Below are 24002 nucleotides of genomic sequence, written 5' to 3' on the forward strand. Positions count from 1 at the left end.
ACGGCGTCTTGACCCGATTTGGTGTCCCGAGTAACTAGACCCGTTTGTCAGCGGACGTGATTACGAAATTGGAAATAAGGAATACACATGGGCAGAACACAGAAGCTTGTCGACGAGACTCTGGAAATGGTTGCCAATATGGGGCCGGACGCGGAAGTAAAGAAAGAATGCAAAGGCGTATACCGCACCTTGGCCTCTCTTCTTCGGCGATTCGGGCACACTTTGCTCCCCGCAGAGTATGCGGAAAGACTCAAGGCAAACCAGGTTGCGCCCAAAAGAGCCGCCGGAATGCTCCGGGAATTGATTACTGCCCACGAGGAATTTGACGCGATCTATCCCCTGCTTGCCGATCAGGAATCGAAGGAGTTGGTTGATCGACTGATTCGCTTCAGGACGGCATGGGGATTTCTCGGGTCCGAAAGAACGACTCGCCTGTTCCCCGCGCCGCTGACGCTGGAGCGGTACGAGGAGGCAATCAAAGCCTGCTCCGGCAAATCCAGTCAGCTCGGCATTCCCGCCAAATACGTAGCCCTGTTATGGGAGCTGGGTCATTATTCCCTGAAAGGCGTCTGTGAAGTGGAACCTGGCGATACCGTCATGGACATCGGGGCTTTTCGTGGGGACAGCGCCCTGTTCTTTTCCGAGAAGTGCGGTTCCGCCGGAAAGGTCTATGCATTCGAGGCGCTGCCCAAACACGTTGCCGAGATTCAGGCGCACGCAAACAAGGCTGATTGTCCGATAGAGGTGGTTCCGTTTGCCGCCTGGGACGAGCCCGGTCGCTTGAACATCACCTCGTCGGGCGGAGAGTCGACAGTGAACATGAATGGGGAAGGCGATGGAGTTGATGCCGAAACCATAGACAATATCGTCCGGGATCGGGAAATAGCCACAGTCGATTTCATCAAGATGGATATCGAGGGAGCCGAGATTCGCGCATTGAAAGGCGCGGAAAGAACCATTGTCGAGCACAAGCCAAAGTTGGCAATCAGCGTCTACCATCTTGCAGACGATCTCTACACGATCCCCAACCTGCTCAAGGCTTTCAACCCGGACTACACGTTCTACCTGCGCCAATATCACCCGCGCCACGACGAAACGGTGCTGTACGCGGTTCCCTAAGCCCGTTCAGCCTCGCTTGAACCCTTTTGGCGTTAGCCCGGCCAGCATATTTTCTATCCCGACACAGATAGGAGCGCATATTTCATTCAGTTTTTCTTTTGAAGTCTCTCTCCAAAGACTCATGAAATCACCTTTCACGCACCATTGATCCAGAGTTCCAATCCGTTCGATGCTGTCGTCTTCCACCGGATTCGAAATCAAATCGTAGATCACACCAGGGAGAAGCGTGAGGTCCGAGCATTGTTTGATCGCCTTCCCGACCGGATACAGAGGGTTGCCAAGCAGCAGTGAACTCTTTTTCATATTGGCGGCTTCCCAACAGCAGGACCCGGTTATGCTGACCACGAGGGAAGATGCGGCCATAAGCTGATGGGTGTCTTCCCACGGCGATATCAGCCTTACATTGCTCAACTTCTTAAGACTGTCGTAGAAGCCCCTGGGGCGTTTTCCGACCATGGACTGGTGATCTTTCACATAGAGTTTATGCGAAAGAGGAATCGCCTTGCTCAAGGCTTCAGCAACCGCGGTCTGATCCGTATAGGCAGGCGCGAAGAGCATTGTGGAAGCTTCTGGGTCCACGTGAAGCGGGAAAAGCACAAAGGGTTCATTTCGAGGGGACTCAAAACCGAAATCGTATGCCGAAGCCTGGGCTATCTCGAAATTGGCCTTGCACCACCATTCGGACAGGGGAAGCTTCTCATACGCTGATTTCGGCGTATGAAACAAAGTCCTGAGCGCAAGCTTGACGAATCGTCTCCCATATCTCCAATAGAGCTTGAACTTCCCTTTTTTCTTCAGATTTTGCTGGCGGCTTATGTATGCCTCTTTCCAAATGGGAACAGGCACTTTTCTGCCGGAAAACTTATCGTGGTACTCTTCAAGGGAAGCATCAAGTTCCGTGTTTTCGCAGGAAGCGTACGCTTCCTGCGAAGGATAAAGGCCGAAGCTGAGTTGTATCCTGTTGGGAAGCAGACACGGACAAATTCGAATCGTGGGAATTCCGAAATGGGTGGCAACGTGCCCCAAGGCCACGGCATGTGCTGCGGCGACTGCGGGCAGAAAGACTATATCCGGTTTGAATTCGGTCAGACGCTTTTCATAATATGCCAGCAAACGGCAGGTGACTTTTTGTTGAAATTCATGATCGATCAGTTTGGTCAGAGCGATCTGCGGATAACGCCCCCCCACGGAATATTCCCTGCCGAACTGCCTGTCGGCAACGATCATATCCCTCAATCCCAAGCCCAGCTTCTTTTCCCAGGCCTGAGTTTCGGCGACGGACGCCGCGCCGTTCACGGCCTCTTCAACAAGCTCTTCATAGGAATCAAGAAACTCGTACTTCGCATCATCCTGGCTATTCAGCCAGCCCTTGAGATCATAATCCTTGGCGACAAAAAGACCTGCAAACTGAGCCGTGGGATCCTTGGCCTTCCAATAAGCCGCCATGGCATGGCAAAGAACGGCCTGTTTTTTCATGTTGAAAGAGAAAAAAACTTTCATCTCACTCCCCAAGCTTGCTGAAATTGCGCGTAGTCGCCTTGGTGTCGTCTGAAACGATCAGTATTCGCTGAAATTGTGGCATATACGGCCAGCTCCATGAGCCAACCGGCTCCGCCGATGATCCAGAAGGGCTAGCCGATCTTATCCCAACCGAGCGGGGTCCCGCGCGGGATATCCACAACCGCCTTCTTACCCAGAACGACCTTGAGATATCTCGTGTGCAGACCATACCCCGGACGAATGCTCCGTACATTGCGTTCGGTCAGTTCTTCGCCGGCCTTGATATCTTCCACAACGAAAAGGGAGCGTCGGAACACCTTGCTGTCTTTCTGTTTTCGAGTGATTTCATATGAGACCTCTCCCAGCGCCTTTTCCGCCATGCGAATATCGGCGACCATGGACGCGAATTCGTCCGGTTCCATGGAAAACGCGCTGTCCGGCCCTCCCTGCGACCTGTCTATGGTGAAATGCTTTTCGACGATGCAGGCGCCGAGAGCCACCCCCGCAATCGCCACTCCGTTTCCCATGGTGTGATCGGAAAGACCGGCAGGCAGGCCGAAAGACTTGGCCAAGTGCGGAATAGTCCTGAGATTCGCCTCTTCCGGGCTGGCCGGGTATGCGCTGGTGCATTTCAGCAATGCGATGTCCGTGGCTCCATTCGCCCTCAACGTGCGTACGGCTTCGTCTATCTCGGAAAGAGAGGCCATCCCGGTCGAAACGATGACAGGCTTTCCGGTGGAGGCGATCTTTTCCAGGAGAGGAATGTCGACTATTTCGAAGGATGCGACCTTGTATGCGACAACCCCCATCTCTTCCAGAAAATCCACTGAAGTGAAATCGAATGGAGAGGAAAAGCAATCCATGCCCAACGATTCCGCATACTCCTTGAGCTTGGGTTGCCACTCCCATGGGGTGAAAGCCTCCCCATACAACGAATGGAGATTCTTCCCTTCCCATATGGTTCCATGAATACGAAACCATTCGTTATCGCAGTCGATTGTCATGGTGTCAGGGGTATAGGTCTGCAACTTGACGGCATCCGCCCCGGCCTTGTGGGCGGCTTCGATAATCCTTAGCGCCTGGTCGAAATCATGCCCGTGATTCGCCGACATTTCCGCGATGATATACGCGGGCTGCCCTTCGCCTATGAGCCGGTCGCCAATCCTGATCGTATTCTTCATGATTAATCGTCCGCTTTATTGATTTTGATTGTATACTTGTGCCCATTGAGCTCGAAGTACGCAGGGTAACTCTCATTATCGACGACTCGCAGCAAATTGAACTGGGCGGCTATTGTCTCATTGGGATCAAGTCGCGAATCGCTGGCGACCCGCCGCGGATAATAAGTGGGTTCCCCTACCTGCTGCTTCGCGTTGGCGACGATGTCATGGTAATCGACGACGAATTCCTCGCACAGCTCGATGGTCATCAGCGCGAGGGCTTCCCTGAGTTCATCGATAAGTTCATGCCCTTCAAACTCAAGCAGCTTTTGAAGATAAATCTGGCCGGAATCGACATGTTCTTCCGCTTCGAACAGCGTAATGGGGATCGTGTTCTCCCCTTCAAGAATTTGCCATGTCATAGGCGACCACCCTCTTCCTTTCGGAAGACAGCTGGCATGAACAACCAGATTGTGGGAATTCTTACTGAGAATATCTTTCGGAACAAGCTGATTGCAACTCAGATAAAAGGCGATGTCACATGCGGTTATCTGATAAACGTCATGAAGAAGCCGGACATCGTGGCCCAGAGCCCCGAGCTTTTGGACAAGCGTTTCGATATAGTCGTTGAGCCAACTGCTCTTAGTGGTGACAATCTGGATTTCCATATGATTTCCTCAAATGAGAAGCGTTGAATAAATGGAGTCGACCACCCTTGATGCCCCATTGCCATCAACCAATTCCCGGGCGTTAAGCGATAATTCGTTTCTGCGGGCGGGCGAATCAAGCAAACCGGCGCAGAGGCGCTCCAGTTCACCCACCGTCACATCTTCATGCCAGCCCGCGTAGATTGCCGCGCCGTTCTTATCCAAGTCTCTCGCGATTCCCAACTGGTTGTCGGCCGTTGCGACAAGAATGGACGGGATTCCGTAAAGACAGAGTTCCCAGCACGTAGACCCGCCGGCGGAGATGCACATGTCCGTCCGTTCAAGGACTTTCGCCATGTCGTGAACCGAATGCAGCAGGGTAACATCGCTGGACGATCGCTCGATTGCGGCGTTCAGCGACTCCAGATTCGGATTGGCCGCCCCGGCGATGATGCTGACGGACGCCTTGGCATTTATATTCGTCAGAGCCGTCAAAACCTTGAGCGTGACATTGTGGATATCCTCACCGCCCATGGTGATGAGAATACTCTTAACGGAATCGGAGTGGGCGGACGGCCTCCCGCGCCGGAGGAACTCCTTGCGAATGAGGGCGAACTTCGTTCCGATCAACAAGCGATCGGCAGGGAGATCATATTGGATGCTCCCGGCGGATACGTTCTGATTGAGAAGCATGTCGGGACCATAACTCGCCAAATGATGAAAATCATCCACGACAAGCGTCTTGGCCCCCAACTCCCGAACCGCCGAATGGTATGCCCCGTCGAAATGGTATCCGTCGATGACGACCGCTCCCAGGCGGCCGATCCTGGCAAGGACTTCCCCCAGAGCACGCAGATCGCCGTCATCCGGATAATGACCGGACATAAGGAAGACCTCGACGCCCTCCTCCTTCAATCTTTCGACGATAAGCGGATATTCGCAATGGGTTACAAAGATGACCTTGTCCCCCCGGGCCATGAACTCCTGGGCAAGGGCCAGGCTCCGCATTATGTGACCCGTGCCCAGGCCCTGAAAAGCATCTGCACGGATCACATGTGTGAGCTGATCTGTACCGGTGCGCATTACCTGAAATCGCCCCAAGCCAGCTTTTCCCCCGCAGCAATATTGCGCTGGGATACCCGGCCTATGACGTGCGAATCCAGATTGGCGGGAATTCCGTCTCCGGGGCGAGCATAGTCGATCATTTCCTGAACGATTTCTTCCCCGACCGAGATATCCCTGGCCGCGATGATGCTCCGGCGGACAACGGTTCTGCCTTCAATCAGCGTCTTGGCAGTCATGGTCCGGCGGGGGGTTCCGAGCGCGATTTCAAGCTCGCGGATGCTTCGAACGAAATCGGCGGCTTCATCGGGTTCCAGGGACATGATGTGCTCGGGGCTCTTGATGGTCTTGTCCAGAGTGATCGTTTTTTCGATCATGTTCGCCCCGAGGGCCACGGCCGCCACGTCCATGGTGCACCCGGGATTATGATCTGAAAAAGCAATGGGATAAGGAAAGAGCTGTTGCAGCGAGGTGAGAGTCCGCAGATGAACGGACTCCAGGTAGGCCGGATAGCCGGACGGGCAATGGTTGATGATGATTTTCCGGCAACCCGCTCCTTCCAGGACATCCACGGCCTGCTCCACTTCGGCTATGCTGGAAGACCCCGTGTCGATTTGCACCGACCAGTCATACTCGCTGGCTTGCCGCAAGAAGTGGTGATAGGTGATATCGCCCGAGGCTATCTTCACGGTGTCCACGCCATGCGCAGAGAGGAAGTCCAGTTCCGCCTTATTTGATGCGGTGGAAAAGAAAATTAGGTTCTTCCGCTTGCAATAGGCGATCAATTCCGCCCATTCATCACGAGTGAGTTCACGGCGCTTCAGGATTTCCTGAAGGGATTCCGTGACGGTCTCCACCTCGTTGGTCTCCTTGTCCTTCAGATACCTGTAGGTGAACATCGTCTCTTTGGACGGGACCAGCTTCTCGGAATCGATCAATTGAAATTTAACCGCATCCGCACCCGCATCAGCCGCCACGTCAACCAGCTTCTTGGCGGTTTCAAGACCATCGTGGGTGGGGCCGCACTCGAAGACTATGAAGCAGGGATGCCCCAATCCGAGGGGCTTGCCTTCGATCGTGATCGCTTGGCTATTCATCAAATTTTCCTTTTTCAATGAGGTATTGTGCGTATTCGAAGTCTTCAATGCTGTCGATGTCGACACATCGTTCCGACGGCATGATGTAATGGAGCAGCGGAGTTCCGAAATACGTCCTGCTTTCGACGAAAGCGGGGACATCCAGAATGTGGATCGCACCATTCGGACGGTATGCCTTCGGAACCTCATGGCGCTTTGCGCCGACATACTCCGGGAAACAGGGGATGACCGTTTCCGGATGATTCTCGTCAATTTTCAACATGGAGTAAGGGAGGTGCTCGCTCTCGTTGACGCTCATCAGGAATTTGCCCCGATTCGCGTCAAAGATGCGATTCGCCTCGACAATATCCTCGCCCGAGCGGAAGGGAGCCGTCGGCAGCAAGATTATCAGCTTGTCATACGTCTTGCCGCGCCGCTCGAATTCCTCAAGCATGAACAGGCAGACATCGGCAACTCCGTACGGGTCCCGGGCGAGATGTTCAGGCCGAAAAAAGGGAACCAGGGCCCCCTCTTGCTCGGCCACTTCCTTGACGCGCCCGCTCTCCGTAGAGACCACGACATCCCCACACACGCCGGATTCAAGCGCGGCGCGCACGCTCCATCCCAGCAGGGGACGATTGCCCAACAGCCTGATATTCTTTTCTGGAAGCCGCGTCGAGCCGAGTTTCGCAGGTATTATCGTTAAAGTGGCGCTCATGGCAGATCGTTGATAAAGCCGGTTAACGTGTCGGCAACCGTGAGGATCTCCGCATCCGTAAGGTCCGGGAACATCGGCAGCGAAATGATCTGTTCATACGCCGCCTCCGCGGCAGGGCACAAACCGGGGCCAAGCCCCAGCTCCCGCCGATAATACGGATGCAGGTGAACCGGGATGTAGTGGACGTTCACGCCTATTCCGGACTGCCGAAGATGACTGAAGACCTTGCTCCTCTCCGGCACCTTGACCACGTAGAGATGGTAGGCGTGTTCACAGCCCGCCGTTTTGCCCAAAGGGGTCACCCGTTCGCATTCGGCGAAGAGGTCGTCATATTGCTTCGCGATTTCCCGTCGCCGGGCCAGAAAACCATCCAACTTCTTCAACTGGCTCGAACCGAGCGCGGCCTGGATATCCGTCATCCGGTAGTTGAAACCGAGGTCGGTCATTTCGTAGTACCAGGCGTTGGCCTTGTCCCGCTGATGGCTGTCGGAGGTAATGCCATGGGTGCGGAACAACCGGCATCGGGAGGCCGTGTCGGCGTCATCCGTAAGAATCATGCCGCCTTCGCCGGTCGTAATGTGCTTCACGGGATGGAAGCTGAAGACCGTCAGATCGACAACCGTGCCTGTTTTGACACCCTTGTAGGTCGCCCCCAAGGCATGGCAGGAATCGGCGACAAGAATGATGTCCTTGCCGGCGACAGTCGCTTTCAATGCGTCCCAATCGCAGGTGTTCCCGGCGTAATCAACCCCGATAACGGCTTTGGTCGAGGGAGTGATCTTCCGCCCCACATCGACCGGATCAATGGCGAGCGTCTTTTCGTCCACATCCGCGAAAACCGGCGTGGCCCCCACATAACGAACGCAATTCGCGGTCGCAGCAAAAGTCAACGGCGGCACAATGACCTCATCCCCCGGCTTGATGCCGAGGGCGAGCATGGCCACATGCAGTGCCGCCGTGCCGTTGGCCACAGCCACGGCTTCCGCTGCGGAGCAATATTGCGCAACATCCTTTTCAAAGGCGGCAATTGCCGGACCGGTCGTCAGAAAATCTCCACGGAGAATCCGTTCGACGGCAAGAATGTCGTCTTCGTCTATGTGTTGTCTGCCGTATGGAATCATAGTTCCATGGCCTTTTCGTTGAAGTCCTTGATTTCTTCAACGCTCAGGAAGTGCGGGTTGGAGGCGGAATTGTATTCGAAGCCCTGTTCGACCCGGACGCCCTCTTCTCCCAGGGCATTGACCTTGAAATCGGATTTCGTGGTGAAGCTGATGGAAGGCGTGATGACGAAGTGGTCGTCGAATTTCACCGTGAGGTGCGAGTCGTCGGCGGGGCACATGATTTCATGCAGCTTCTCACCGGGACGAATGCCTATGATTTTGATGGCAATACCGGGAGACATGGCTTCGGCAAGGTCCATGATGCGAATGGACGGAATCTTGGGAACGAAAATTTCCCCGCCGTGCATTCTCGCGAAGTCCTTGAGAACGAAATCCACGCCATCCTGAAGGCTGATCCAGAAACGAGTCATGGCTTCATCGGTGACCGGCAGGCAGTCGGCCCCTTCATCCAGCTTTTGCTGGAAAAACGGAACAACCGAGCCTCTCGAACCCACGACATTACCGTAACGGACAACCGCGAAACGGGTGCTGCGTCCACCGGAGATGTTGTTGGCGGCGACGAAGAGTTTATCCGAGCAGAGCTTGGTGGCGCCGTACAGGTTGATGGGGTTGGCGGCCTTGTCCGTGGAGAGGGCTATGACCTTGGAGACGTTGTTCTCAAAGGCGGCGTGTATGACGTTCTCAGCGCCGTTGATGTTGGTCCTGATGCATTCGGTGGGGTTGTATTCGGCAGCGGGGACCTGCTTCAAGGCAGCGGCATGGATGACGTAGTCGATATCCCGCATCGCCATGGTCAAACGTTTCTCATCACGGACGTCGCCGATGAAATACCGCATGCATTTGTCATTATACACCTGCTGCATTTCAAACTGCTTCAACTCATCGCGGGAATAAACCACAATCCGTTTGGGTTTGTAGTTTTTGAGAAGCGTTTTAATATACTGCTTGCCGAATGAACCTGTTCCGCCAGTAATCAGAATTGACTTGTCGTTGAACATCCTTGAACCTTCATTTTGACTAATTATATTTTAATATTGGCAGGTTGCACGCAGAGCCCGTTCCGACCTGCTGAAGAGAGCGTTCAGCCGGTTGTTTCAGCCCGAAAATAAAAGCAGATTTGCCCGTTGGTGTCTAGGTGATTGTCCATACGTCCCATCGCCGGAAAGTCCCGCTACCCGAGAATTTCCCTATAAATGCCCTTAAGCCGTTTGAGATAGTTTTCCATGGAAAAACGCGGAGCGGTTGACAGTGCGCGCCGGGACATGTCCTGGTACAATTCCTCGTCGTTGAGGAGCTGTATCAACTTGGCCGCAATGTCGTCCGTTTCCGTCTTGCAAATCAGAGAGGAATCCGCGGCGACCTCCTTTGACGGGACAAACTCGGAGATGACTGCCGGGAGTCCGCAGAAAAGAGCTTCGACATGGGTTATCGGGAGCCCCTCGTAGTCCGAAGGCATGGCCAGGATGTGCGATGCGCGAAGATATTTGGGCACATCGGCATTGGGAACGTAGCCGACAAGGTGGACAACGTCTTCCAAGCCGAGTTCGGCACGCAGCTCCCGGAGCGCGGGCATCTCGCCGCCGTCCCCGAGAATTAACAGCGAGACGTCGTCGACCTCCCTGCGCACCTTTTCGATGGCCCGGATAAGCAGGTCGAAATTCTTCTGCTTAACCAGACGCCCGACACCTATGACGACCCGGCCCGTGATGTTGTGCTTTTCCTTCAGATCGAAGGCCTCGACATCAAGTTTAGCAGGATTGACCGCGTTGTAAACGACCTCTACCGGGCGTTTGGCCGCATTGTGTTCCCGTTCGATGGTCTCGGCAGCCGCCTGGGACACCGAAAGGTATTTCGTCGTTTTCCATGACAGCAATTTATTGAAAAACCGGCGTCTGGCCTTGGTCTCGGACTTGATGTTCCTGATGTGGGTGATGACCGGAACGCCGAGTCCGATGGAGGCCAAACGGCCAAAAAAATCGCCCGAAAAATGCAGGGTATGAATGACGTCCACCCGCAAAGTCTTGAGGACCTTGCGCAGGGCCAGGACGGTATCGATCCTGTGGGTTTTGATGGTGGCCTTGTCGTTTCCGATGCATATGACATTTATGCCACATTCCTCATACCTGGGCATGAGCTGCCCTGTTCCGGAAACATTGATGACAAACGGCGTGACGGAAGGGTCGCCCCGCAAATTCAGCATAAGATCGAGCAGCCAGTTCTCGACTCCCCCGAAAGGGAGTCCGCCGATGACGTAGGCTATTTTAATGGGAGTGTTTTCTTCGGGCATTGGTCGGGCCGATTTTGTTAGGTGACTCTTAAAGTGCAATAGCCGGTTCAGGAACCAGTCGAAGGTCGACTGTTTAACCCCAATAAAGGCTTCTTTCAAACGAAAAGGGCCTCAACTTTTTGTCAAGGCCCATGCTGTCTGTGACGCCGAAAAGAAAACTCGACCCCCTACGCGGGGCCACGCACCAGCCCCATGAAATTTGCGAGCCCATCAATTTCAATACATCTTCGCAAGAATTAATCTCCTCGCCCATCCCTGTCAACAGACACGCGCCGGCCTTAAAACGAAAGGACGCAACCACAAAGATATTTGCTTCGTTGCGGGCCATGTTTCAAGCAGGAACGAAGAGCGGCAAGAGCATCCACGCGATGCGTCTTAATCGGCTTCCCGCCGTTTCCAAGGGAAACGATCTCTTGACCGGGTACTTATTGCGCCCCCCCCCGACGCTTCAGGCAATCTTCCAGAAAATCTGAGAACTTGGAGAGAACCTGCTCGGGCGTATGGTCCCTGAGACATTCCATCGTTTCGATCTTGCAGGTATTTTCGTTGCACCCATGGCATCCCTCCCGCCGGATGAGGCTCAAATGCTCATCGCTGGGGAATCGCCATGCGGTGCTGGTCGCGCCCTGAATGGTCACGCTCGGGGTGCCGACGGCCACCGCGAAATGACGGGGCGAAGAACAGTTGCCCAAGTGCAACACCGCTCTTTCCATCACCGCAGCCATCTGCCGGAGGGTCAACATTTTGTTGGAGAGAACAACATTGGCGCCGCTTTCCGAATGGATGCGGTCCGCCAGCTCCTTCTCCCCAGGACCGTAGAGAAGAAAAATCTTCAACTCCGGGTGCCGTTCTTCGAGCAGCTTGAACAAGCTCGCATAATGTTCCGCAGGCCACCGCCGAGTCTCGCGGCGATGGCTGGGCCCGACGGTGATGAACGGTCCATTGGACAGCCCCTCCCCTTCGAGGAAATCCGAAGCTTCGGCGCGTTCCTCGGCGGTGAGAAAGATTTCAGGTCGTTGCCTGTCCCACTCGATTCCGAGGGGGCTGAGCACACTCGCCTTGGCCTTGGCCGCATAACCGCGCGCCATGTCCGACCAGTGCGTATAAAGGAACTTGTTGTACCACGGAGGCGTAAAGGTCAATTTCACGGGTGCGCGGGAAAAAAGCAGTACCCACTTGCATCGGGGAAGCTGCTGGAAATCCACAATCAAATCATACCCCGCTCCGCCTACTTTCGCATAATACCGCAGGGCCTTGAGGGGATTCTTCAACGCCTTTTTATCAATAGGCCAAACCCGCTCCAGGTGGGGATTGTTTTCCAGCACCGGCGCGCACTTTTTCTCTGTAAGCATGTCTATCTCCGCTTCCGGGTACTTCTCTTTGAGCAACCGGATCGCGGGAGTGGACAGCAACACATCGCCGATCTGCCTCAATTGGCAGACAAGTATGCGCTTCGGATGAATATTGGTGATATCGTCTTTCGTCATAGAACCCGTGAACAAATAAAATTCAAAGCAAAACCACCCCGGCGAAACCCCGGGCGGACTCCGAAAAAACGTTATTGATCGGCGCTCGTCTCATGGACTTCCCGAGTCGGGAATCCCGTCCGATATTACGCCTGATGAAGATTCCGGTACAGCGGACAACACTCGGGCCCATCCGCGCGGCGCACAATATCCACAATTTTCCCCTTGCCCACAACCACAATCTTGCGCCCTATCCGCATACGCCCACACCTTGGAGTCCAACGCAACGACGCAAACGTACTTGCAATTCAAAGGACAGAGATAAAATCCATAAGTCACACAACCTACGGCTGTGCTCAATCCCCGTTTTTTTCAAGCCGTACAACCACGTTGGCCAAGCTGAAATACTTCAGGAAGGTATACCGCCGCTTTGCGTTGGAGACACGCCTCTCCAAAAAGGTTTCGATCGGAACGGCATAGTTCAGCGAAGTTGCAAAGCCCGAATGCCCTACCAATATTTTCGGAGTAAAACCGACCTGGCGCGCCGCATCCATCAACTCCCTGTACGTTGGGAGGCCGATGTGGCCGGGGATATGCTGCCTGATATTGAACAAGTGGGGCGTGCGAATGAAAAAGACCCCGGTATTGGAGAGAGCATCATAAACGACTTTCAAAAAGGAGACGTGATTCTCGTAGGCAATATGCTCATACACATCAAACGAATAGGCATAGTCAAACATTTTGCCTTTGAGTTCATGTATATCCGCGCACACGAAATCAACGTTTTCAATGGAAAGAGCATCGGAAAGCGCATGAGCCGCCTTGATCGATTTGTCAGACAAATCAATGCCGGTAAGGTTGAACCCTTTCTGAGCCAAAGCACATGTCAGGCCGCCTCCGCCGCACCCGACATCCAGACCGGGCCTGCCTTGAAAACTATTCAAGGCCTTGAAAACAGGTCGAATCTTATTCGATAATTTCTTCCCGAAGCAGCCCTTGTATGCTTCCATGTTTTTTTTGAAGACCTTTTGCTCATCCTCGGAAAGCAAATCATATTTTGCTGACTCCATTCTTGTCCTCAAGATTCTGTTAAATTTCACGTCCGCTTTATCGTCAGGAAACACGAAAAGCCCAGCGACCAACCTCGCGCCTCGCCCTCAGGGAGAAGGCTCAAGGCAGTGCCTATGCAGTCTTTCCCGGCCTTATCCGTGGGGAACGCTCCCGAGAACATGCTGCGACGTCATTGGTTGTATGAAATCCATGGACCAAACGGGGTTGTCTGGCTCAGGCGCTAAACAACGCCTATTTCCTTATTTTTGAGCATTCAGCACGGGGAACGCAAGTTATGGAATAGGGCTCAGCCACACAATTCTCCGAACAGGAGCCCGCCATCGGAACGCCGCCCCCGGCCCGCCACGAAGCTGCCAAAATCCGCAGATTGGGATAACGGAGCTTCTTCAGACCAGTTTTCTATGCTGTCCTTACGAGAAAATGCTATTTTTTAGAACCACTATTTTGAGGGGGGGGGGAATTGCCGTCCTAATCCTTGCGATCATCCTGACGGTTCTTGAAAGTGATGGACGCAAGGCAACCCGCGAGCCCGCCGAGCACCACGGCCTTGCCCGCTGCCATCATGCCCGTGAAGCTGAAGAGATAGCCGATGGCCGCCCCCGCGATTATGCCCTTGGCCAGGACGTCGATCCATTGCATGAACTCTCTTCCGTCATCACCCATTGGAACTCTCCGCGACTGTTGCGAGGTTAGTGGTTGCCGGACGCGCGCATTGTCATTATCATCCGCGCTCAAGCTTCGGAATATGAGCATAAAAATCCCCGGAAGACAAGGAATACCGGGCTATTCACCCCTCAGACGGGAAAAGCTTTTTTTTGAGGCTTGCTGCTTGACATTGATTCTCAACATCACTATCAAGTTTTTGTCCGGCATTGATGTCGGAAAAAACTTTGAGGGAATCGTCATGCTCGACACCATAATCGTCGTCGCAATCATTGCCGTTGCGGCCTTTTTCGTGGGCCGCAGGCTGTTCAGGACCTTCACCGCCAAGCAACCCTCCTGCGGATGCAGCGGTTGCGGCCAATCCGGATCATGCTCCGGCAGCAAGGACGGCCCCGGCAGCAACTGCGGTTGCGATCCGCGCTAATTTTTTTGACCGACCGTTGATAACAATTCTCAACTAACCAGCTTTTCAAGGAATTACTGAAATGGCGCAAGACATGTGTTTACGCAAAGCCAAGGTCAACCAGAAACTCAAGATCAGAACAGTAAGCGCCGACGGCGAACTAGGCCGCCGCATCCGCGACATGGGGCTCATTCCGGGTACCGAGGTCACGGTCATCGGCAAGGCTCCCCTTCGTGATCCCGTGGCCCTGCGGCTCCGCGACTTCACGCTGACCTTGCGCAACAGCGAGGCCGACCACATCACCGTCACCCCTCTGGAGGACTAGCGCATGGGTAAATACACCATCGGCATCGCGGGCAACCCGAACTGCGGAAAAACCACCATGTTCAACGCCCTGACCGGGGCACGGCAACACGTTGCCAACTGGCCCGGCGTGACCGTCGAAAAAAAGGTCGGGCACATCCACATGGGGGAAGATTCCATCGAGCTCGTGGATCTGCCCGGCACCTATTCCCTGACCGCCTACACCCAGGAAGAGTTGGTCGCCCGGAATTTCCTCGTGGACGACCGGCCGCAGGCGGTCATCGACATCATGAACGCCGACGCGCTTGAACGAAACCTCTACCTCGCCGTCCAGATATTGGAACTCGGCGTGCCCCTGGTTCTGGGCCTGAACATGATGGACGAAGTGCGCAAGTCGGGCAAACGGATCGACAGCGCGCGCCTCGCGGCCCTTTCCGGCTGCACCGTGATCGAAACCGTGGCCCGGTCCGGCCACGGGGCCAAGGAGTTGCTGGCTTCCACTCTCGAAGTGGCCAAAAACCAGACGGGAGAATGGACTCCTCTGAACATCTCCTACGGCCCGGACCTCGACCCGGTTCTCGGCAAGATGGAAAAAATCATCGAAGAGGCAAAATTCCTGACCGACAAGGCACCTGCCCGCTGGACCGGAATCAAATACCTGGAGCGCGACGAGGACGTCATCGTCAAGGGCCGCATGGCCAACACCGCGCTCTCCGAACAGCTTGAAGCCATGGCGGCCGAAGTGGCCGCCCACACCAGAAAGACTCTCAACATGCGGCCCGACGCGCTTATCGCCGACTACCGCTACGGCTTCATCGCCTCCATGGTCAAACATGTGGTCACCTACCCCGCATCGAACGCGGACCGCATCAGCCGGTCCGACAAGATGGACAAGGTCCTGACCCACAAATTCCTCGGCCCCCTGATTATGCTCGGCATCGTCTACCTCATCTATCAGGTGACCTTCGCCGTGGGTGAAATCCCCATGGGCTGGCTTGAGGCCCTCTTCGGCTGGATAGGCGACACCGCCACAAACCTCCTGCCCGAAGGCTACCTCCAGTCCCTGATCGTCTCCGGCATCATTGACGGTGTGGGCGGCGTCATGGGCTTCGTGCCGCTCATCATGTTCATGTTCCTGATGATTTCCGCTCTGGAGGACTCCGGATACATCGCCCGCATGGCCTACATGCTTGATCGTGTCTTCAAGATTTTCGGACTGCACGGCACCTCGGTGCTCCCCTTCATCGTCTCCGGCGGCATCGCGGGCGGCTGCGCCGTCCCGGGCGTCATGGCCAGCCGCACCCTGCGCTCGCCCAAGGAAAAACTGGCCACCCTGTTCGTGGCCCCGTATATGACCTGCGGCGCCAAGGTGCCCGTTTTCCTCATGCTGGCCGCGGCCTTCTTCCCCGAGGATTCGGCCACGGTCATGCTGATCATCACCCTGTCCGCCTGGGGCATGGCCCTGCTCGTGGCCCGACTGCTGCGCTCCACCGTCATCCGGGGCGCATCCACCCCGTTCGTCATGGAACTGCCGCCCTACCGTATGCCCACGCTCCAGGGCGTGCTCATCCACACCTGGGAACGGACCTGGGAGTACATGAAAAAGGCAGGTACCGTCATTCTCGGCATTTCCATCCTCATCTGGGCCATGATGACCTTCCCCGAGCTGCCCGCCGATCGCGTGGCCCACTATGAGGCGCAACGCGCCGCGGCCCAGACCGAAGAGCAGATCGCCGAAATCGACAACACCCAAGCCGAGGAAGCCGTCCGCCACACCCTGGCCGGTCGCATCGGCACCGCGCTCGAACCCATCTCCGAACTGGCCGGTTTCAACTGGCGCGTGAACATCGCCCTGACCGGCGGCTTCGCGGCCAAGGAAGTCATAGTCTCCACCTTGGGCACGGCCTACTCCCTGGGCGAAGTGGACGCCGAGGAATCCCAGCCGCTGTCCGAACGGCTGGTGGCCGACCCGGCCTTCTCCCCGGCCACGGCCATAGCCCTCATCATCTTCACCATGCTCTACGCGCCCTGCTTCGTGACCGTCGTCACCATGGCCCGCGAATCGAGCTGGCGATGGGCCGCCTTCAGCGTAGTCGGCTCCACCGGCCTGGCCTACGTCATGGCCGTCATCGGATACAACGTGTCCAAGGCGTTCCTGTAACGCCAAAAGGTTTCGCACAACATGAAGGGAGCCCTCCGGGGCTCCCTTTTTTATTCCCCGCGTCCCCGCCGAAACGCCTCGCGGCGGACTGTATCCGAGACAGCGTCAAAGCGAACAGCAAACAGCTTCCTAAGACCCGAGGCGGATGGACGAATCAGCGCCCGCCTCTTTCCTTTTCGGGAAGGATACCCTATTGTCCGCACGGCAAAGGAAACCGATCATGACAAGACTCATCACCATACTGAAAACGATCTTCCGCGAGACCGCCGACGCCTGCCTGCAGTTGTTCAAGGTCATGATTCCGATACTCATCCTGGTCAAGATTCTCCAGGAACTCGATCTCATCAAGTACCTGGCCTGGCCGCTTGAGCCCCTCATGGGGGTTATCGGGCTGCCCGCCGAGATGGGGCTTGTCTGGGCCACCACCCTCATCAATAATATCTACACCGGCATGATCGTCCTGGCGTCCTTCACCGGCGACGCCCCGCTGACCTCGGCCCAGGCCACGGTCCTCGGCGTGCTCATGCTCGTGGCCCACGGTCTGCCCGTTGAGACCGCCATCGCCGACCGCTCCGGCGCACGGTTCCTCTTCCAGTGCTTCGTACGCATGGCCGGGGCGTTCATCCTGGCCTGGCTGCTCCACCTGATCTACTCGGCCACAGGCGCCCTGAGCGGCCCGGCCGCCATGCTATTCCAGACCGACGCGTCCGCCGGGACCGGCTCCCTCGCGACCTGGGCATTTGGACAGGCCAAGAACCTGCTGTCCATCTTCTGCATCATATTCGCCCTCATCTCCATCATGCGCGTGCTCCGCGCCATCGGCGCAATCGACCTCATGAACCGCATCCTCCGGCCCGTGCTCAACCTCATCGGCATCGGTCCCAAGGCCTCGGCCATCACCGTCATAGGCCTGACCATGGGACTCTCCTACGGCGGCGGACTCATCATCAACGAAGCGCGCAACGGCGTCCTGAGCAAGGAGGACGTCTTCTATTCCCTGACTTTCATGGGCTTGTGCCACTCGCTCATCGAAGATACCCTGCTCATTGCGCTCATTGGCGGACATATGAGCGGGGCGTTCTGGGGACGATTGATCTTCGCCGTGCTGGCCATGGCCCTCATCGTCCAGATTGTCCGCCGTGTCCCGGAACGGGCCCGCACAGCCTATCTGTGGGCCGAGAAGTAACCCTCCACAAGGAGAACATCATGTCTGACATCCAATTGATCCACACGGAGAAAGCCCCGGCCGCCGTGGGCCCCTACTCCCAGGCCACCGCCGTGAACGGCATGATCCACGTGTCCGGCCAGCTCGGCATCATCCCCTCCGAAGGCAAGCTGGCCGAAGGCTTCAAAGCCCAGACTCGCCAGGCCCTGAAAAACCTGAAGGCCATCCTCGAAGAAGCCGGTTCCTCCCTGGACAAGGTCCTCTCCGTGGACGTGTTCATCATGGACATGGGCCGCTTCGCCGACCTCAACGGCATCTACGCCGAGTTCTTCACCGACCACAAGCCCGCTCGCGCCGCAATTCAGGTGGCGGGTCTGCCCCTTGGCGGCCTGGTCGAATTCAAATGCGTGGCCGTCATCGACTAGTCAAACCAGCAAGCAGCGAAAACTTTACTTGACAGGCTCTCCGCAAAGTGGATACCTGAAAATCATGCACAACATCACCGCCCGTTTCTTTTTCTTTTTTAGCTTTATCAGGAACGCCTGCGGTCTTGGTGTGCGCTAGTCTTTATTCAATAGGGATTCAAACCAAGAGGCCGCGGGCATAGTCCGCGGCCTCTTTTTTTTCGGGCCGCGCCGCAGCCGAAAGCAGCAAGGAGAAACACCATGCATCTCGGAAAAGCCATTCGGATGGAACGCATCATGAACCGCAACAATGGCCGGACCATCGTGGTCCCCCTGGACCACGGCGTGACCGTCGGCCCCATCTACGGCATCGTGGACCTGCGCGACACCGTCAACCAGGTGGCCGACGGCGGCGCCAACGCCGTGCTCATGCACAAGGGCATCCCCCGCTGCTCCCACCGCGCGGGCGGCAAGGACATCGGCCTTATCATCCACCTCTCCGCCTCCACCTCCCTTTCTCCACACCCCAACGCGAAAACCCTGGTGGGTTCCGTCACCGACGCGCTGAAGCTCGGCGCGGACGCCGTGTCCGTGCACGTCAACCTCGGAGACGAGACCGAACCCAGAATGCTCTCGGACCTCGGCGCGCTCTGCTCCGAAGCTTCGGAATGGGGTATGCCCGTGCTGGCCATGATGTACGCCCGAGGCCCCAAGGTAGAAAACGAATACGATCCCCAGGTAGTGGCTCACTGCGCCCGCGTGGGCGTGGAACTCGGCGCCGACATCGTCAAGGTCAACTACACCGGCGATCCCGAGTCCTTCTCCCGCGTGGTCGAGGGATGCTGCGTGCCCGTCGTCATCGCGGGCGGTCCAAAACTCGAAAGCGAACGCGACCTCGTCCAGATGGTCTACGACTCCATCCAGGCGGGCGGCAGCGGGCTTTCCGTGGGCCGGAACATCTTCCAGCACCCGACCCCGGCCAAGATCGTAGCCGCCCTCAACAAGGTCGTCCACGAAGACTGGGACGTCGACGCAGCCATGGAGCTGTTGTAGGCGAAACCGCCTGGACAGGGAGAAAGGGGAAGGAGGGATCCGGTGGATCGGGTTCCCCGTCCCCTCTTCTTTCCTCAACTTTCCTGTAGCCGTACCACTGAGCGGCAGAGTATGGAACGCGCAGTCGTTTTGTTCGGTGTGATTTAAGTAGGAACGGTCGGCAGAATGAAAAAGCGGCTTATAGTGCCTGGCCTGTAGCGGAAAAAACATGAGAAGCCATCGCGATGGGCTCCGGTCGGACCGGCACGCGGCTGAAATGTGATCAGCCGTCGAATTCGACCTGAACGGTGTCGAGATAGTGAGCCAGATTGTCCACGTGTCTTTCGATGGCGGCGGGATCGCGTTCAAGAGCGGCCAATTCGATGTCATAGCCTATCCTGCCCATCCCCTTGAACCCGTAACCGCTGCCCGTTCCGCGCGCCGTATGGCCCAACCGCGCCAGGGTATTGAAATCCCGGCCGTGCAGCGCGTCGCGCATCAGTTCAAGATCCTGACGGCAGACGGCGAAAAAACGATCCAGCAATTCTTGCAGGTCGGACGGTATCCGTTCGACCTCCGGAGATTCGGGCATGACAAGGTCCTCGGTGCAAATTCATGCACCCGGTTGAATATGTGCCGATAAAAACGTAAGATTCGGCGAACACTAAGGATAGCCGAAGAGCTGTCAAATAAAACATTCTCAACAAAGATATGGCACGAACCCTTTTCATCCTGGCCCTGCTTGTCCTGACCGCTTCCTGCTCGCGGCACGACGCCGTGCGCATTGCCCGCGCAGCCGCGACCGGCAATCCCGCTGCCGCCGCCGAAGCCCTTGCCCGCGACAAGGCCATCGGCTATGCCTCCAACCCGGCCGCGCTGGGCAACGACCTGAAGAACTTCAAGGAGCTCGTGGAGACCTTTATTGAGGCCATCACCGGGGTCTGGGGCAAGGACGACGCGCGTATGCCCGCGCCCAAACAGTACGTGAAGTACACCCAAAACTATCTCTCGCGAGCCAGTGTGGATTTCGACACGGGACAGATCGTGGTCGAGACCGTGGCTGACGACGACCCTCTCGGTAGCCTGCGCAACGCCATCGTCACCACCCTGCTCACCCCCGCCGATCCGCGCTCCGTGGACCTCTATTCGGCCAGCACCGTCAAACTCGGCGATACTCCCTTCCTGCTTGGCGAGGTCAAGGACACAAAGGGCAAAGACATCCGCTGGGAATGGCGGGCCAGGCAATACGCCGACCATCTCGTGGACACGAGGCTGCAAACCCGCAAAGTCAAGGGGAAAACCGCCCGATACGTTACCTTCCACATGGTCCGCGACCACCTTACGGTGCGCGCGGCCAAATATCGCGAGCTGGTGGAGAAGACCGCCGAGCGGTATCGGATCAGCCGGAACCTGGTTTACGCGATCATGAAGGTGGAGTCCGACTTCAACCCGTTCGCGGTCAGTTCCGCCTCGGCCGTGGGGCTGATGCAGGTGGTCCCGTCCACTGCGGGCAGTGACGTGTACCGTTTCCTGCACGGCAAACCTGGCCAGCCCTCGCGCGAGGACCTGTTCGAACCGCCCGCCAACATCACCTACGGCACGGCCTACCTCCACCTTCTCGACACCCGCTTCCTGGGCGGCGTCACCGACCCTGTGTCCAGAGAGTATTGCGTCATCGCCGGATACAACGGCGGCGCGGGCAGCGTGCTGAAAACCTTTGACGGAAACAAGACCCGCGCGGTGAGCAAGATCAATGCGCTGCCGCCCGCCGACGTTTACGGCACCCTGCGCCGGAAGCTTCCCTACGCCGAAACGCAACGCTATCTTGGCAAGGTTCTTGAAGCCAAGAAGCAGTTCGTCAACTTCTAGCCGCCGCGCACCATGGATTTGCAGGAACTCATCGCATCCGCCGGAGAGCAACTGGACCGCCTCATCACTCTGCTCTTTCCGGGCATCTCCCCCGAGCACCTTACCTCGGCCGGGGCCGCGTTGCTTGGCGCTCCAGCCCTCGCACTGCTGCTCATCGGCCTGCGGCTCCTGCTTCGTCCCGCGCGCAACTCGGAGTCCACGCGAACGGGTATCCCCCGCGTTCTGCAACACAAGGGCGTTGTCGTGGACATTCTGGCGGGACCGGACGACGAGTCCGTGGCGGCGCGCTGTGTGATTACCTCGGTAAAATCAAACCGTATCCGGTGCGAGATCATCGAGCGGCTGGACACCATCAAGACAAGGCCGGGCAACGACCTTGTCTGCGTATTCGCCCCCATGAAAACGCGCAACGGCCGGGTCAATTCCTTCACGGCCACCCTGCTGGAGCCGAATCGCGGCAACCGGCGGACGGATCGCCTCATTCTTGCCGGTCCAACGGACTACGCCCTCATTCCGCGCCGCAAGTACCAGCGCAAACGCGTGGCCGACCAGCAGTTCATCAGGGTCAAGCTGTGGGCCGCCTCGCCCGGGACCTCGGAGCTGGCGTTCGAAGACGCCACACCGCAAATCGGCGTCAACACCTTCGCCGCAAACGGGCATGACCAGAGCATCAACGCGGTCATCAACATCTCGGACGGCGGGCTCGGCCTGTCCGTACTGAGCCGCCTTATCCCCGAAACCTGCACTGTGTCGACGCCGGTGGTCGTCAACCTGTTCATGTTCAATTTTCAGGAAAAGACGTTCCGGCCGTATTGGTACGCAGGCGAAATCCGCTCGCTTGAAGACGGCCGCCCGGGATTCACCCGCATGGGCATCGAATTCACGGCAGCCGCCGAAGCGGACCGGAACACCGGCCGCCTTAACTGGATCAATCTATAGTCTGTGGATGGACGAAGGAAACACTCGTCCGCGACCACCCTTTTCACAGACGCCGGCGCATAAAAAAGGGCTCATAAGGACATGGCGTCAACCCGTTGGAAGCATTGCCAACCATCGGGAGATGGCTGTCGACATGTCCACGATTTTCCTCCATCACGCGTTCGGTTCTACGACTACGTTCCGCAGGATTTTATCGCCGCCAACATCATCATAAAGGGCAGCTCAAGGACTATTTGGCTTGCTGTCCGTGCTGCCGCTCCAAAAACGTCATTCGACATGGCTTTGCCGAACGTTGGATCCAAACCGTGCCCTTCGGTTTCAAGCCCGTCTGGCTGGTTGTTCCCGTGCAACGAGTAGGATGTCGTAATTGCGGTGCCGTCCGTTTGATTGACATACAGATGGCCGAGCCAAGGCGATGGCGCATCAAGGCCTTTGAGCGTTACGCCTCGCCTTGACGAAGAAGGAGGCCATCCAAGCTGTGGCCGATCTGCTTGGCGTCGCCCGGAACACCATCAAGTCGATTTCCCAACGATATCTATTCCTCGGAGATAGCTCCAACTCAGGTCATGGCAAGGACGTTCGCCGGGTATCGCTTCACCCTTCTCGCACACTACGATCATCCCATCTCATCAGGCCCAATCGAAGGGACGAACAACAAGATCAAGACGCTGAAACGGCAAGCCTACGGCTATCGGGATACGAAGTTCTTCAAGCTCAGGATTATGGGGATTCATGAAGCGAAGTACGCTTTAGCCGGATGAACCCAAAAAAGCCCCGGCCTGACGACCGGGGCTTGAACTTCGTTCACCGAAGAAAGATCAGCCTTTCTTGTTGAGAAACCGTTCCTTGGCGAGCCTCGACATATTCCCGGCCCCAAAGCTGTATCCGGCTATACGGCGATTCTGCCGCTTCATGCTGGTCAGGTCGTTCTTCAAGGCCTGCCTGAGCTTCCGGGCCTCACCGGTAATTTCGTCGTGCAGGGATTTCATCTCCACAAGCTTGTCGGCAAGAAGCTCCAGGTTCTCTCCGGACAGACCGCGCACGGCCGCATCCAGAATATCCTCCCTGGAACGGGCGAACCGTTCGGCCTCGAACACATCTCCGGCCACAAGGGAATCGAGCTCCCTGCGGCCGATGGCGATGGCCTCGTCGAGCATGTGCCTGCGTTCGGCCATGTCTACTTCTTCGCTTTGCGGATGTCGTCCCGCAGGGACTTGATGACCTTTTTCCATTTCTCCACCGCGGGCAGAAATTCGTATTCGAGCAGGTCGGCGAGCAAAATCCAATCCTCGTTCTCAAGCACGGTGCTCATCTCGGTGAACATGGAGTTGAATTCCTCGGCGCTCTCCAGATAGACCTGATTGTCCTTGAGTGAATACTCGTCGCGCAGAATACCGATCATGTTCAGGAAGTTGCGCATGACGTCGATGAGATCCTGATAGGTCTCCAGCGCCTCGGCGTCGTCGGCCTGACGGAACAATTCAGCCACGCGCTTGCCGCCTTCGCTCATAAGGTTGACGACCTTGTAGAGTTCCAGGGTAATCTCGACGGCCATTTCCTCCGTGGCCATGGTGACGATCTCCACGGACTCCACCTCGGCCAAGTCGATATCCTCGGCCTGGTGCGGATAAATTTCGGTGAACGGCTCCTTGTTGACCATGACGTCGGTCACGATGCGGTCTTCCAGATGGCCGTCCTCGACCACCTTGTTGAAGACCTGCTCCAGGTTCTCGAAATTGTGTTCCCCGATATCATATTGTTTTCCATCGATGATGATCATGCTGACCTTCTCCTCCGTGAGTAGATAAAATTTGCCGATTGTACCGGTGTGAACCG

At 56.6% G+C, this 24002-nt stretch carries 26 protein-coding genes; 11 read left to right on the forward strand and 15 right to left on the reverse strand.

The features are described 5' to 3' along the window. Nucleotides 1-87 precede the first annotated feature (87 nt). A complete protein-coding gene (locus tag LF599_RS11075; protein WP_279520796.1) occupies nucleotides 88-1119 on the forward strand; it encodes an FkbM family methyltransferase in 1032 nt (343 codons plus the stop codon). Nucleotides 1120-1125: 6 nt separating this feature from the next. Here the strand turns inward: LF599_RS11075 and LF599_RS11080 are convergent, their stop codons facing one another. From LF599_RS11080 to LF599_RS11135, 12 genes are all read right to left on the reverse strand, one after another. Further along, on the reverse strand, nucleotides 1126-2619 hold the full coding sequence (locus LF599_RS11080) for a hypothetical protein (RefSeq protein WP_279520797.1): 1494 nt from the start codon (nucleotides 2617-2619) through the stop codon (nucleotides 1126-1128). Nucleotides 2620-2750: 131 nt separating this feature from the next. Then, a complete protein-coding gene (gene pseI / locus LF599_RS11085; protein ID WP_279520798.1) occupies nucleotides 2751-3800 on the reverse strand; it encodes a pseudaminic acid synthase in 1050 nt (349 codons plus the stop codon). Between the two features lie 2 nt (nucleotides 3801-3802). Next, nucleotides 3803-4447, reverse strand: a complete 645-nt coding sequence (locus tag LF599_RS11090; RefSeq protein ID WP_269942386.1) for a formyltransferase family protein — start codon at nucleotides 4445-4447, stop codon at nucleotides 3803-3805. 9 nt (nucleotides 4448-4456) lie between these two features. Beyond that, nucleotides 4457-5527 (reverse strand): UDP-2,4-diacetamido-2,4,6-trideoxy-beta-L-altropyranose hydrolase, encoded by a 1071-nt coding sequence (gene pseG / locus LF599_RS11095; protein ID WP_279520799.1) that lies wholly within the window; start codon nucleotides 5525-5527, stop codon nucleotides 4457-4459. Beyond that, on the reverse strand, nucleotides 5509-6585 hold the full coding sequence (locus LF599_RS11100; RefSeq protein ID WP_279520800.1) for an N-acetylneuraminate synthase family protein: 1077 nt from the start codon (nucleotides 6583-6585) through the stop codon (nucleotides 5509-5511). Before LF599_RS11100 ends, pseG begins: the two co-directional genes overlap by 19 nt. Beyond that, complete coding sequence (locus LF599_RS11105) at nucleotides 6578-7282, reverse strand: acylneuraminate cytidylyltransferase family protein (protein ID WP_269942382.1); 705 nt, start codon at nucleotides 7280-7282, stop codon at nucleotides 6578-6580. Before LF599_RS11105 ends, LF599_RS11100 begins: the two co-directional genes overlap by 8 nt. Next, complete coding sequence (gene pseC / locus LF599_RS11110) at nucleotides 7279-8403, reverse strand: UDP-4-amino-4,6-dideoxy-N-acetyl-beta-L-altrosamine transaminase (RefSeq protein ID WP_279520801.1); 1125 nt, start codon at nucleotides 8401-8403, stop codon at nucleotides 7279-7281. The genes LF599_RS11105 and pseC overlap by 4 nt, the downstream gene beginning before the upstream one ends. Next, a complete protein-coding gene (pseB, locus tag LF599_RS11115; RefSeq protein WP_269942381.1) occupies nucleotides 8400-9401 on the reverse strand; it encodes a UDP-N-acetylglucosamine 4,6-dehydratase (inverting) in 1002 nt (333 codons plus the stop codon). Before pseB ends, pseC begins: the two co-directional genes overlap by 4 nt. Nucleotides 9402-9574: 173 nt before the next feature. After that, nucleotides 9575-10690: a glycosyltransferase gene (locus LF599_RS11120; protein WP_279520802.1), complete on the reverse strand. Its 1116-nt coding sequence runs from the start codon at nucleotides 10688-10690 to the stop codon at nucleotides 9575-9577. Nucleotides 10691-11115: 425 nt separating this feature from the next. Further along, nucleotides 11116-12177: a glycosyltransferase family 9 protein gene (locus tag LF599_RS11125; RefSeq protein WP_279520803.1), complete on the reverse strand. Its 1062-nt coding sequence runs from the start codon at nucleotides 12175-12177 to the stop codon at nucleotides 11116-11118. Nucleotides 12178-12512: 335 nt separating this feature from the next. Further along, nucleotides 12513-13226 carry a class I SAM-dependent methyltransferase gene (locus LF599_RS11130; protein ID WP_279520804.1) on the reverse strand — a complete coding sequence of 238 codons (714 nt, stop codon included), beginning with the start codon at nucleotides 13224-13226 and terminating at the stop codon, nucleotides 12513-12515. Nucleotides 13227-13695: 469 nt separating this feature from the next. After that, entirely contained in the window at nucleotides 13696-13890 is a 195-nt protein-coding gene (locus LF599_RS11135; RefSeq protein ID WP_269942377.1) for a hypothetical protein, read from the reverse strand. A 241-nt stretch (nucleotides 13891-14131) separates the two neighbouring features. Here LF599_RS11135 and LF599_RS11140 point away from each other — a divergent pair, with 241 nt between their 5' ends. The 6 genes from LF599_RS11140 (at nucleotide 14132) to LF599_RS11165 (ending at nucleotide 19379) form a co-directional block, all read left to right on the forward strand. Then, nucleotides 14132-14314 (forward strand): FeoB-associated Cys-rich membrane protein, encoded by a 183-nt coding sequence (locus LF599_RS11140; protein WP_279520805.1) that lies wholly within the window; start codon nucleotides 14132-14134, stop codon nucleotides 14312-14314. A gap of 61 nt (nucleotides 14315-14375) precedes the next feature. Beyond that, nucleotides 14376-14618, forward strand: a complete 243-nt coding sequence (locus LF599_RS11145) for a FeoA family protein (RefSeq protein WP_071543966.1) — start codon at nucleotides 14376-14378, stop codon at nucleotides 14616-14618. 3 nt (nucleotides 14619-14621) lie between these two features. Beyond that, on the forward strand, nucleotides 14622-16757 hold the full coding sequence (gene feoB, locus LF599_RS11150) for a ferrous iron transport protein B (RefSeq protein WP_279520806.1): 2136 nt from the start codon (nucleotides 14622-14624) through the stop codon (nucleotides 16755-16757). Between the two features lie 220 nt (nucleotides 16758-16977). Beyond that, a complete protein-coding gene (locus tag LF599_RS11155; RefSeq protein WP_269942376.1) occupies nucleotides 16978-17943 on the forward strand; it encodes a nucleoside recognition domain-containing protein in 966 nt (321 codons plus the stop codon). A gap of 20 nt (nucleotides 17944-17963) precedes the next feature. Further along, nucleotides 17964-18347, forward strand: a complete 384-nt coding sequence (locus tag LF599_RS11160; RefSeq protein WP_269942375.1) for a Rid family detoxifying hydrolase — start codon at nucleotides 17964-17966, stop codon at nucleotides 18345-18347. 240 nt (nucleotides 18348-18587) lie between these two features. Continuing rightward, nucleotides 18588-19379 (forward strand): 2-amino-3,7-dideoxy-D-threo-hept-6-ulosonate synthase, encoded by a 792-nt coding sequence (locus LF599_RS11165; RefSeq protein WP_279520807.1) that lies wholly within the window; start codon nucleotides 18588-18590, stop codon nucleotides 19377-19379. A gap of 262 nt (nucleotides 19380-19641) precedes the next feature. Here LF599_RS11165 and LF599_RS11170 read toward each other — a convergent pair whose 3' ends face one another. Further along, complete coding sequence (locus tag LF599_RS11170; RefSeq protein WP_269942374.1) at nucleotides 19642-19950, reverse strand: Hpt domain-containing protein; 309 nt, start codon at nucleotides 19948-19950, stop codon at nucleotides 19642-19644. Between the two features lie 119 nt (nucleotides 19951-20069). Here LF599_RS11170 and mltC point away from each other — a divergent pair, with 119 nt between their 5' ends. The 4 genes from mltC to LF599_RS11185 all read left to right on the forward strand — a co-directional run bounded on the left by mltC (nucleotide 20070) and on the right by LF599_RS11185 (nucleotide 22927). Beyond that, complete coding sequence (mltC, locus tag LF599_RS11175; RefSeq protein WP_279520808.1) at nucleotides 20070-21227, forward strand: membrane-bound lytic murein transglycosylase MltC; 1158 nt, start codon at nucleotides 20070-20072, stop codon at nucleotides 21225-21227. Between the two features lie 12 nt (nucleotides 21228-21239). Beyond that, nucleotides 21240-22166, forward strand: a complete 927-nt coding sequence (locus tag LF599_RS11180) for a hypothetical protein (protein ID WP_279520809.1) — start codon at nucleotides 21240-21242, stop codon at nucleotides 22164-22166. Nucleotides 22167-22399: 233 nt separating this feature from the next. Next, entirely contained in the window at nucleotides 22400-22621 is a 222-nt protein-coding gene (locus LF599_RS18315) for a transposase family protein (RefSeq protein ID WP_404823754.1), read from the forward strand. A gap of 111 nt (nucleotides 22622-22732) precedes the next feature. Beyond that, nucleotides 22733-22927 carry a transposase gene (locus LF599_RS11185; protein ID WP_404823694.1) on the forward strand — a complete coding sequence of 65 codons (195 nt, stop codon included), beginning with the start codon at nucleotides 22733-22735 and terminating at the stop codon, nucleotides 22925-22927. Between the two features lie 57 nt (nucleotides 22928-22984). On the opposite strand, the gene LF599_RS11190 is transcribed toward LF599_RS11185, so the two are convergent. Further along, a complete protein-coding gene (locus LF599_RS11190; RefSeq protein WP_269942368.1) occupies nucleotides 22985-23341 on the reverse strand; it encodes a hypothetical protein in 357 nt (118 codons plus the stop codon). A gap of 2 nt (nucleotides 23342-23343) precedes the next feature. Further along, the gene (locus LF599_RS11195) at nucleotides 23344-23946 is read right to left on the reverse strand and encodes a hypothetical protein (RefSeq protein WP_269942367.1); all 603 of its coding nucleotides are present in this window, start codon (nucleotides 23944-23946) and stop codon (nucleotides 23344-23346) included. Nucleotides 23947-24002: the final 56 nt, after the last annotated feature.

This window comes from Pseudodesulfovibrio thermohalotolerans, from assembly GCF_021353295.2.
GTDB lineage: Bacteria > Desulfobacterota > Desulfovibrionia > Desulfovibrionales > Desulfovibrionaceae > Pseudodesulfovibrio > Pseudodesulfovibrio thermohalotolerans.

What these genes read in the sequence shown, in the direction of transcription:
- LF599_RS11145 (WP_071543966.1), top strand. Translation starts at nt 14,376, where the DNA reads ATGGCGCAAGACATGTGTTTACGCAAAGCCAAGGTCAACCAGAAACTC.
- LF599_RS11125 (WP_279520803.1), bottom strand. Translation starts at nt 12,177, where the DNA reads ATGACGAAAGACGATATCACCAATATTCATCCGAAGCGCATACTTGTC.
- LF599_RS11160 (WP_269942375.1), top strand. Translation starts at nt 17,964, where the DNA reads ATGTCTGACATCCAATTGATCCACACGGAGAAAGCCCCGGCCGCCGTG.
- LF599_RS11130 (WP_279520804.1), bottom strand. Translation starts at nt 13,226, where the DNA reads ATGGAGTCAGCAAAATATGATTTGCTTTCCGAGGATGAGCAAAAGGTC.
- LF599_RS11195 (WP_269942367.1), bottom strand. Translation starts at nt 23,946, where the DNA reads ATGATCATCATCGATGGAAAACAATATGATATCGGGGAACACAATTTC.
- LF599_RS11165 (WP_279520807.1), top strand. Translation starts at nt 18,588, where the DNA reads ATGCATCTCGGAAAAGCCATTCGGATGGAACGCATCATGAACCGCAAC.
- LF599_RS11180 (WP_279520809.1), top strand. Translation starts at nt 21,240, where the DNA reads ATGGATTTGCAGGAACTCATCGCATCCGCCGGAGAGCAACTGGACCGC.
- LF599_RS11190 (WP_269942368.1), bottom strand. Translation starts at nt 23,341, where the DNA reads ATGGCCGAACGCAGGCACATGCTCGACGAGGCCATCGCCATCGGCCGC.
- LF599_RS11185 (WP_404823694.1), top strand. Translation starts at nt 22,733, where the DNA reads ATGGCAAGGACGTTCGCCGGGTATCGCTTCACCCTTCTCGCACACTAC.
- LF599_RS11120 (WP_279520802.1), bottom strand. Translation starts at nt 10,690, where the DNA reads ATGCCCGAAGAAAACACTCCCATTAAAATAGCCTACGTCATCGGCGGA.
- LF599_RS11170 (WP_269942374.1), bottom strand. Translation starts at nt 19,950, where the DNA reads ATGCCCGAATCTCCGGAGGTCGAACGGATACCGTCCGACCTGCAAGAA.
- LF599_RS11080 (WP_279520797.1), bottom strand. Translation starts at nt 2,619, where the DNA reads ATGAAAGTTTTTTTCTCTTTCAACATGAAAAAACAGGCCGTTCTTTGC.
- pseB (WP_269942381.1), bottom strand. Translation starts at nt 9,401, where the DNA reads ATGTTCAACGACAAGTCAATTCTGATTACTGGCGGAACAGGTTCATTC.
- pseC (WP_279520801.1), bottom strand. Translation starts at nt 8,403, where the DNA reads ATGATTCCATACGGCAGACAACACATAGACGAAGACGACATTCTTGCC.
- LF599_RS11135 (WP_269942377.1), bottom strand. Translation starts at nt 13,890, where the DNA reads ATGGGTGATGACGGAAGAGAGTTCATGCAATGGATCGACGTCCTGGCC.
- LF599_RS11105 (WP_269942382.1), bottom strand. Translation starts at nt 7,282, where the DNA reads ATGAGCGCCACTTTAACGATAATACCTGCGAAACTCGGCTCGACGCGG.
- LF599_RS11090 (WP_269942386.1), bottom strand. Translation starts at nt 4,447, where the DNA reads ATGGAAATCCAGATTGTCACCACTAAGAGCAGTTGGCTCAACGACTAT.
- feoB (WP_279520806.1), top strand. Translation starts at nt 14,622, where the DNA reads ATGGGTAAATACACCATCGGCATCGCGGGCAACCCGAACTGCGGAAAA.
- pseI (WP_279520798.1), bottom strand. Translation starts at nt 3,800, where the DNA reads ATGAAGAATACGATCAGGATTGGCGACCGGCTCATAGGCGAAGGGCAG.
- LF599_RS11100 (WP_279520800.1), bottom strand. Translation starts at nt 6,585, where the DNA reads ATGAATAGCCAAGCGATCACGATCGAAGGCAAGCCCCTCGGATTGGGG.
- LF599_RS11075 (WP_279520796.1), top strand. Translation starts at nt 88, where the DNA reads ATGGGCAGAACACAGAAGCTTGTCGACGAGACTCTGGAAATGGTTGCC.
- LF599_RS11140 (WP_279520805.1), top strand. Translation starts at nt 14,132, where the DNA reads ATGCTCGACACCATAATCGTCGTCGCAATCATTGCCGTTGCGGCCTTT.
- LF599_RS11155 (WP_269942376.1), top strand. Translation starts at nt 16,978, where the DNA reads ATGACAAGACTCATCACCATACTGAAAACGATCTTCCGCGAGACCGCC.
- mltC (WP_279520808.1), top strand. Translation starts at nt 20,070, where the DNA reads ATGGCACGAACCCTTTTCATCCTGGCCCTGCTTGTCCTGACCGCTTCC.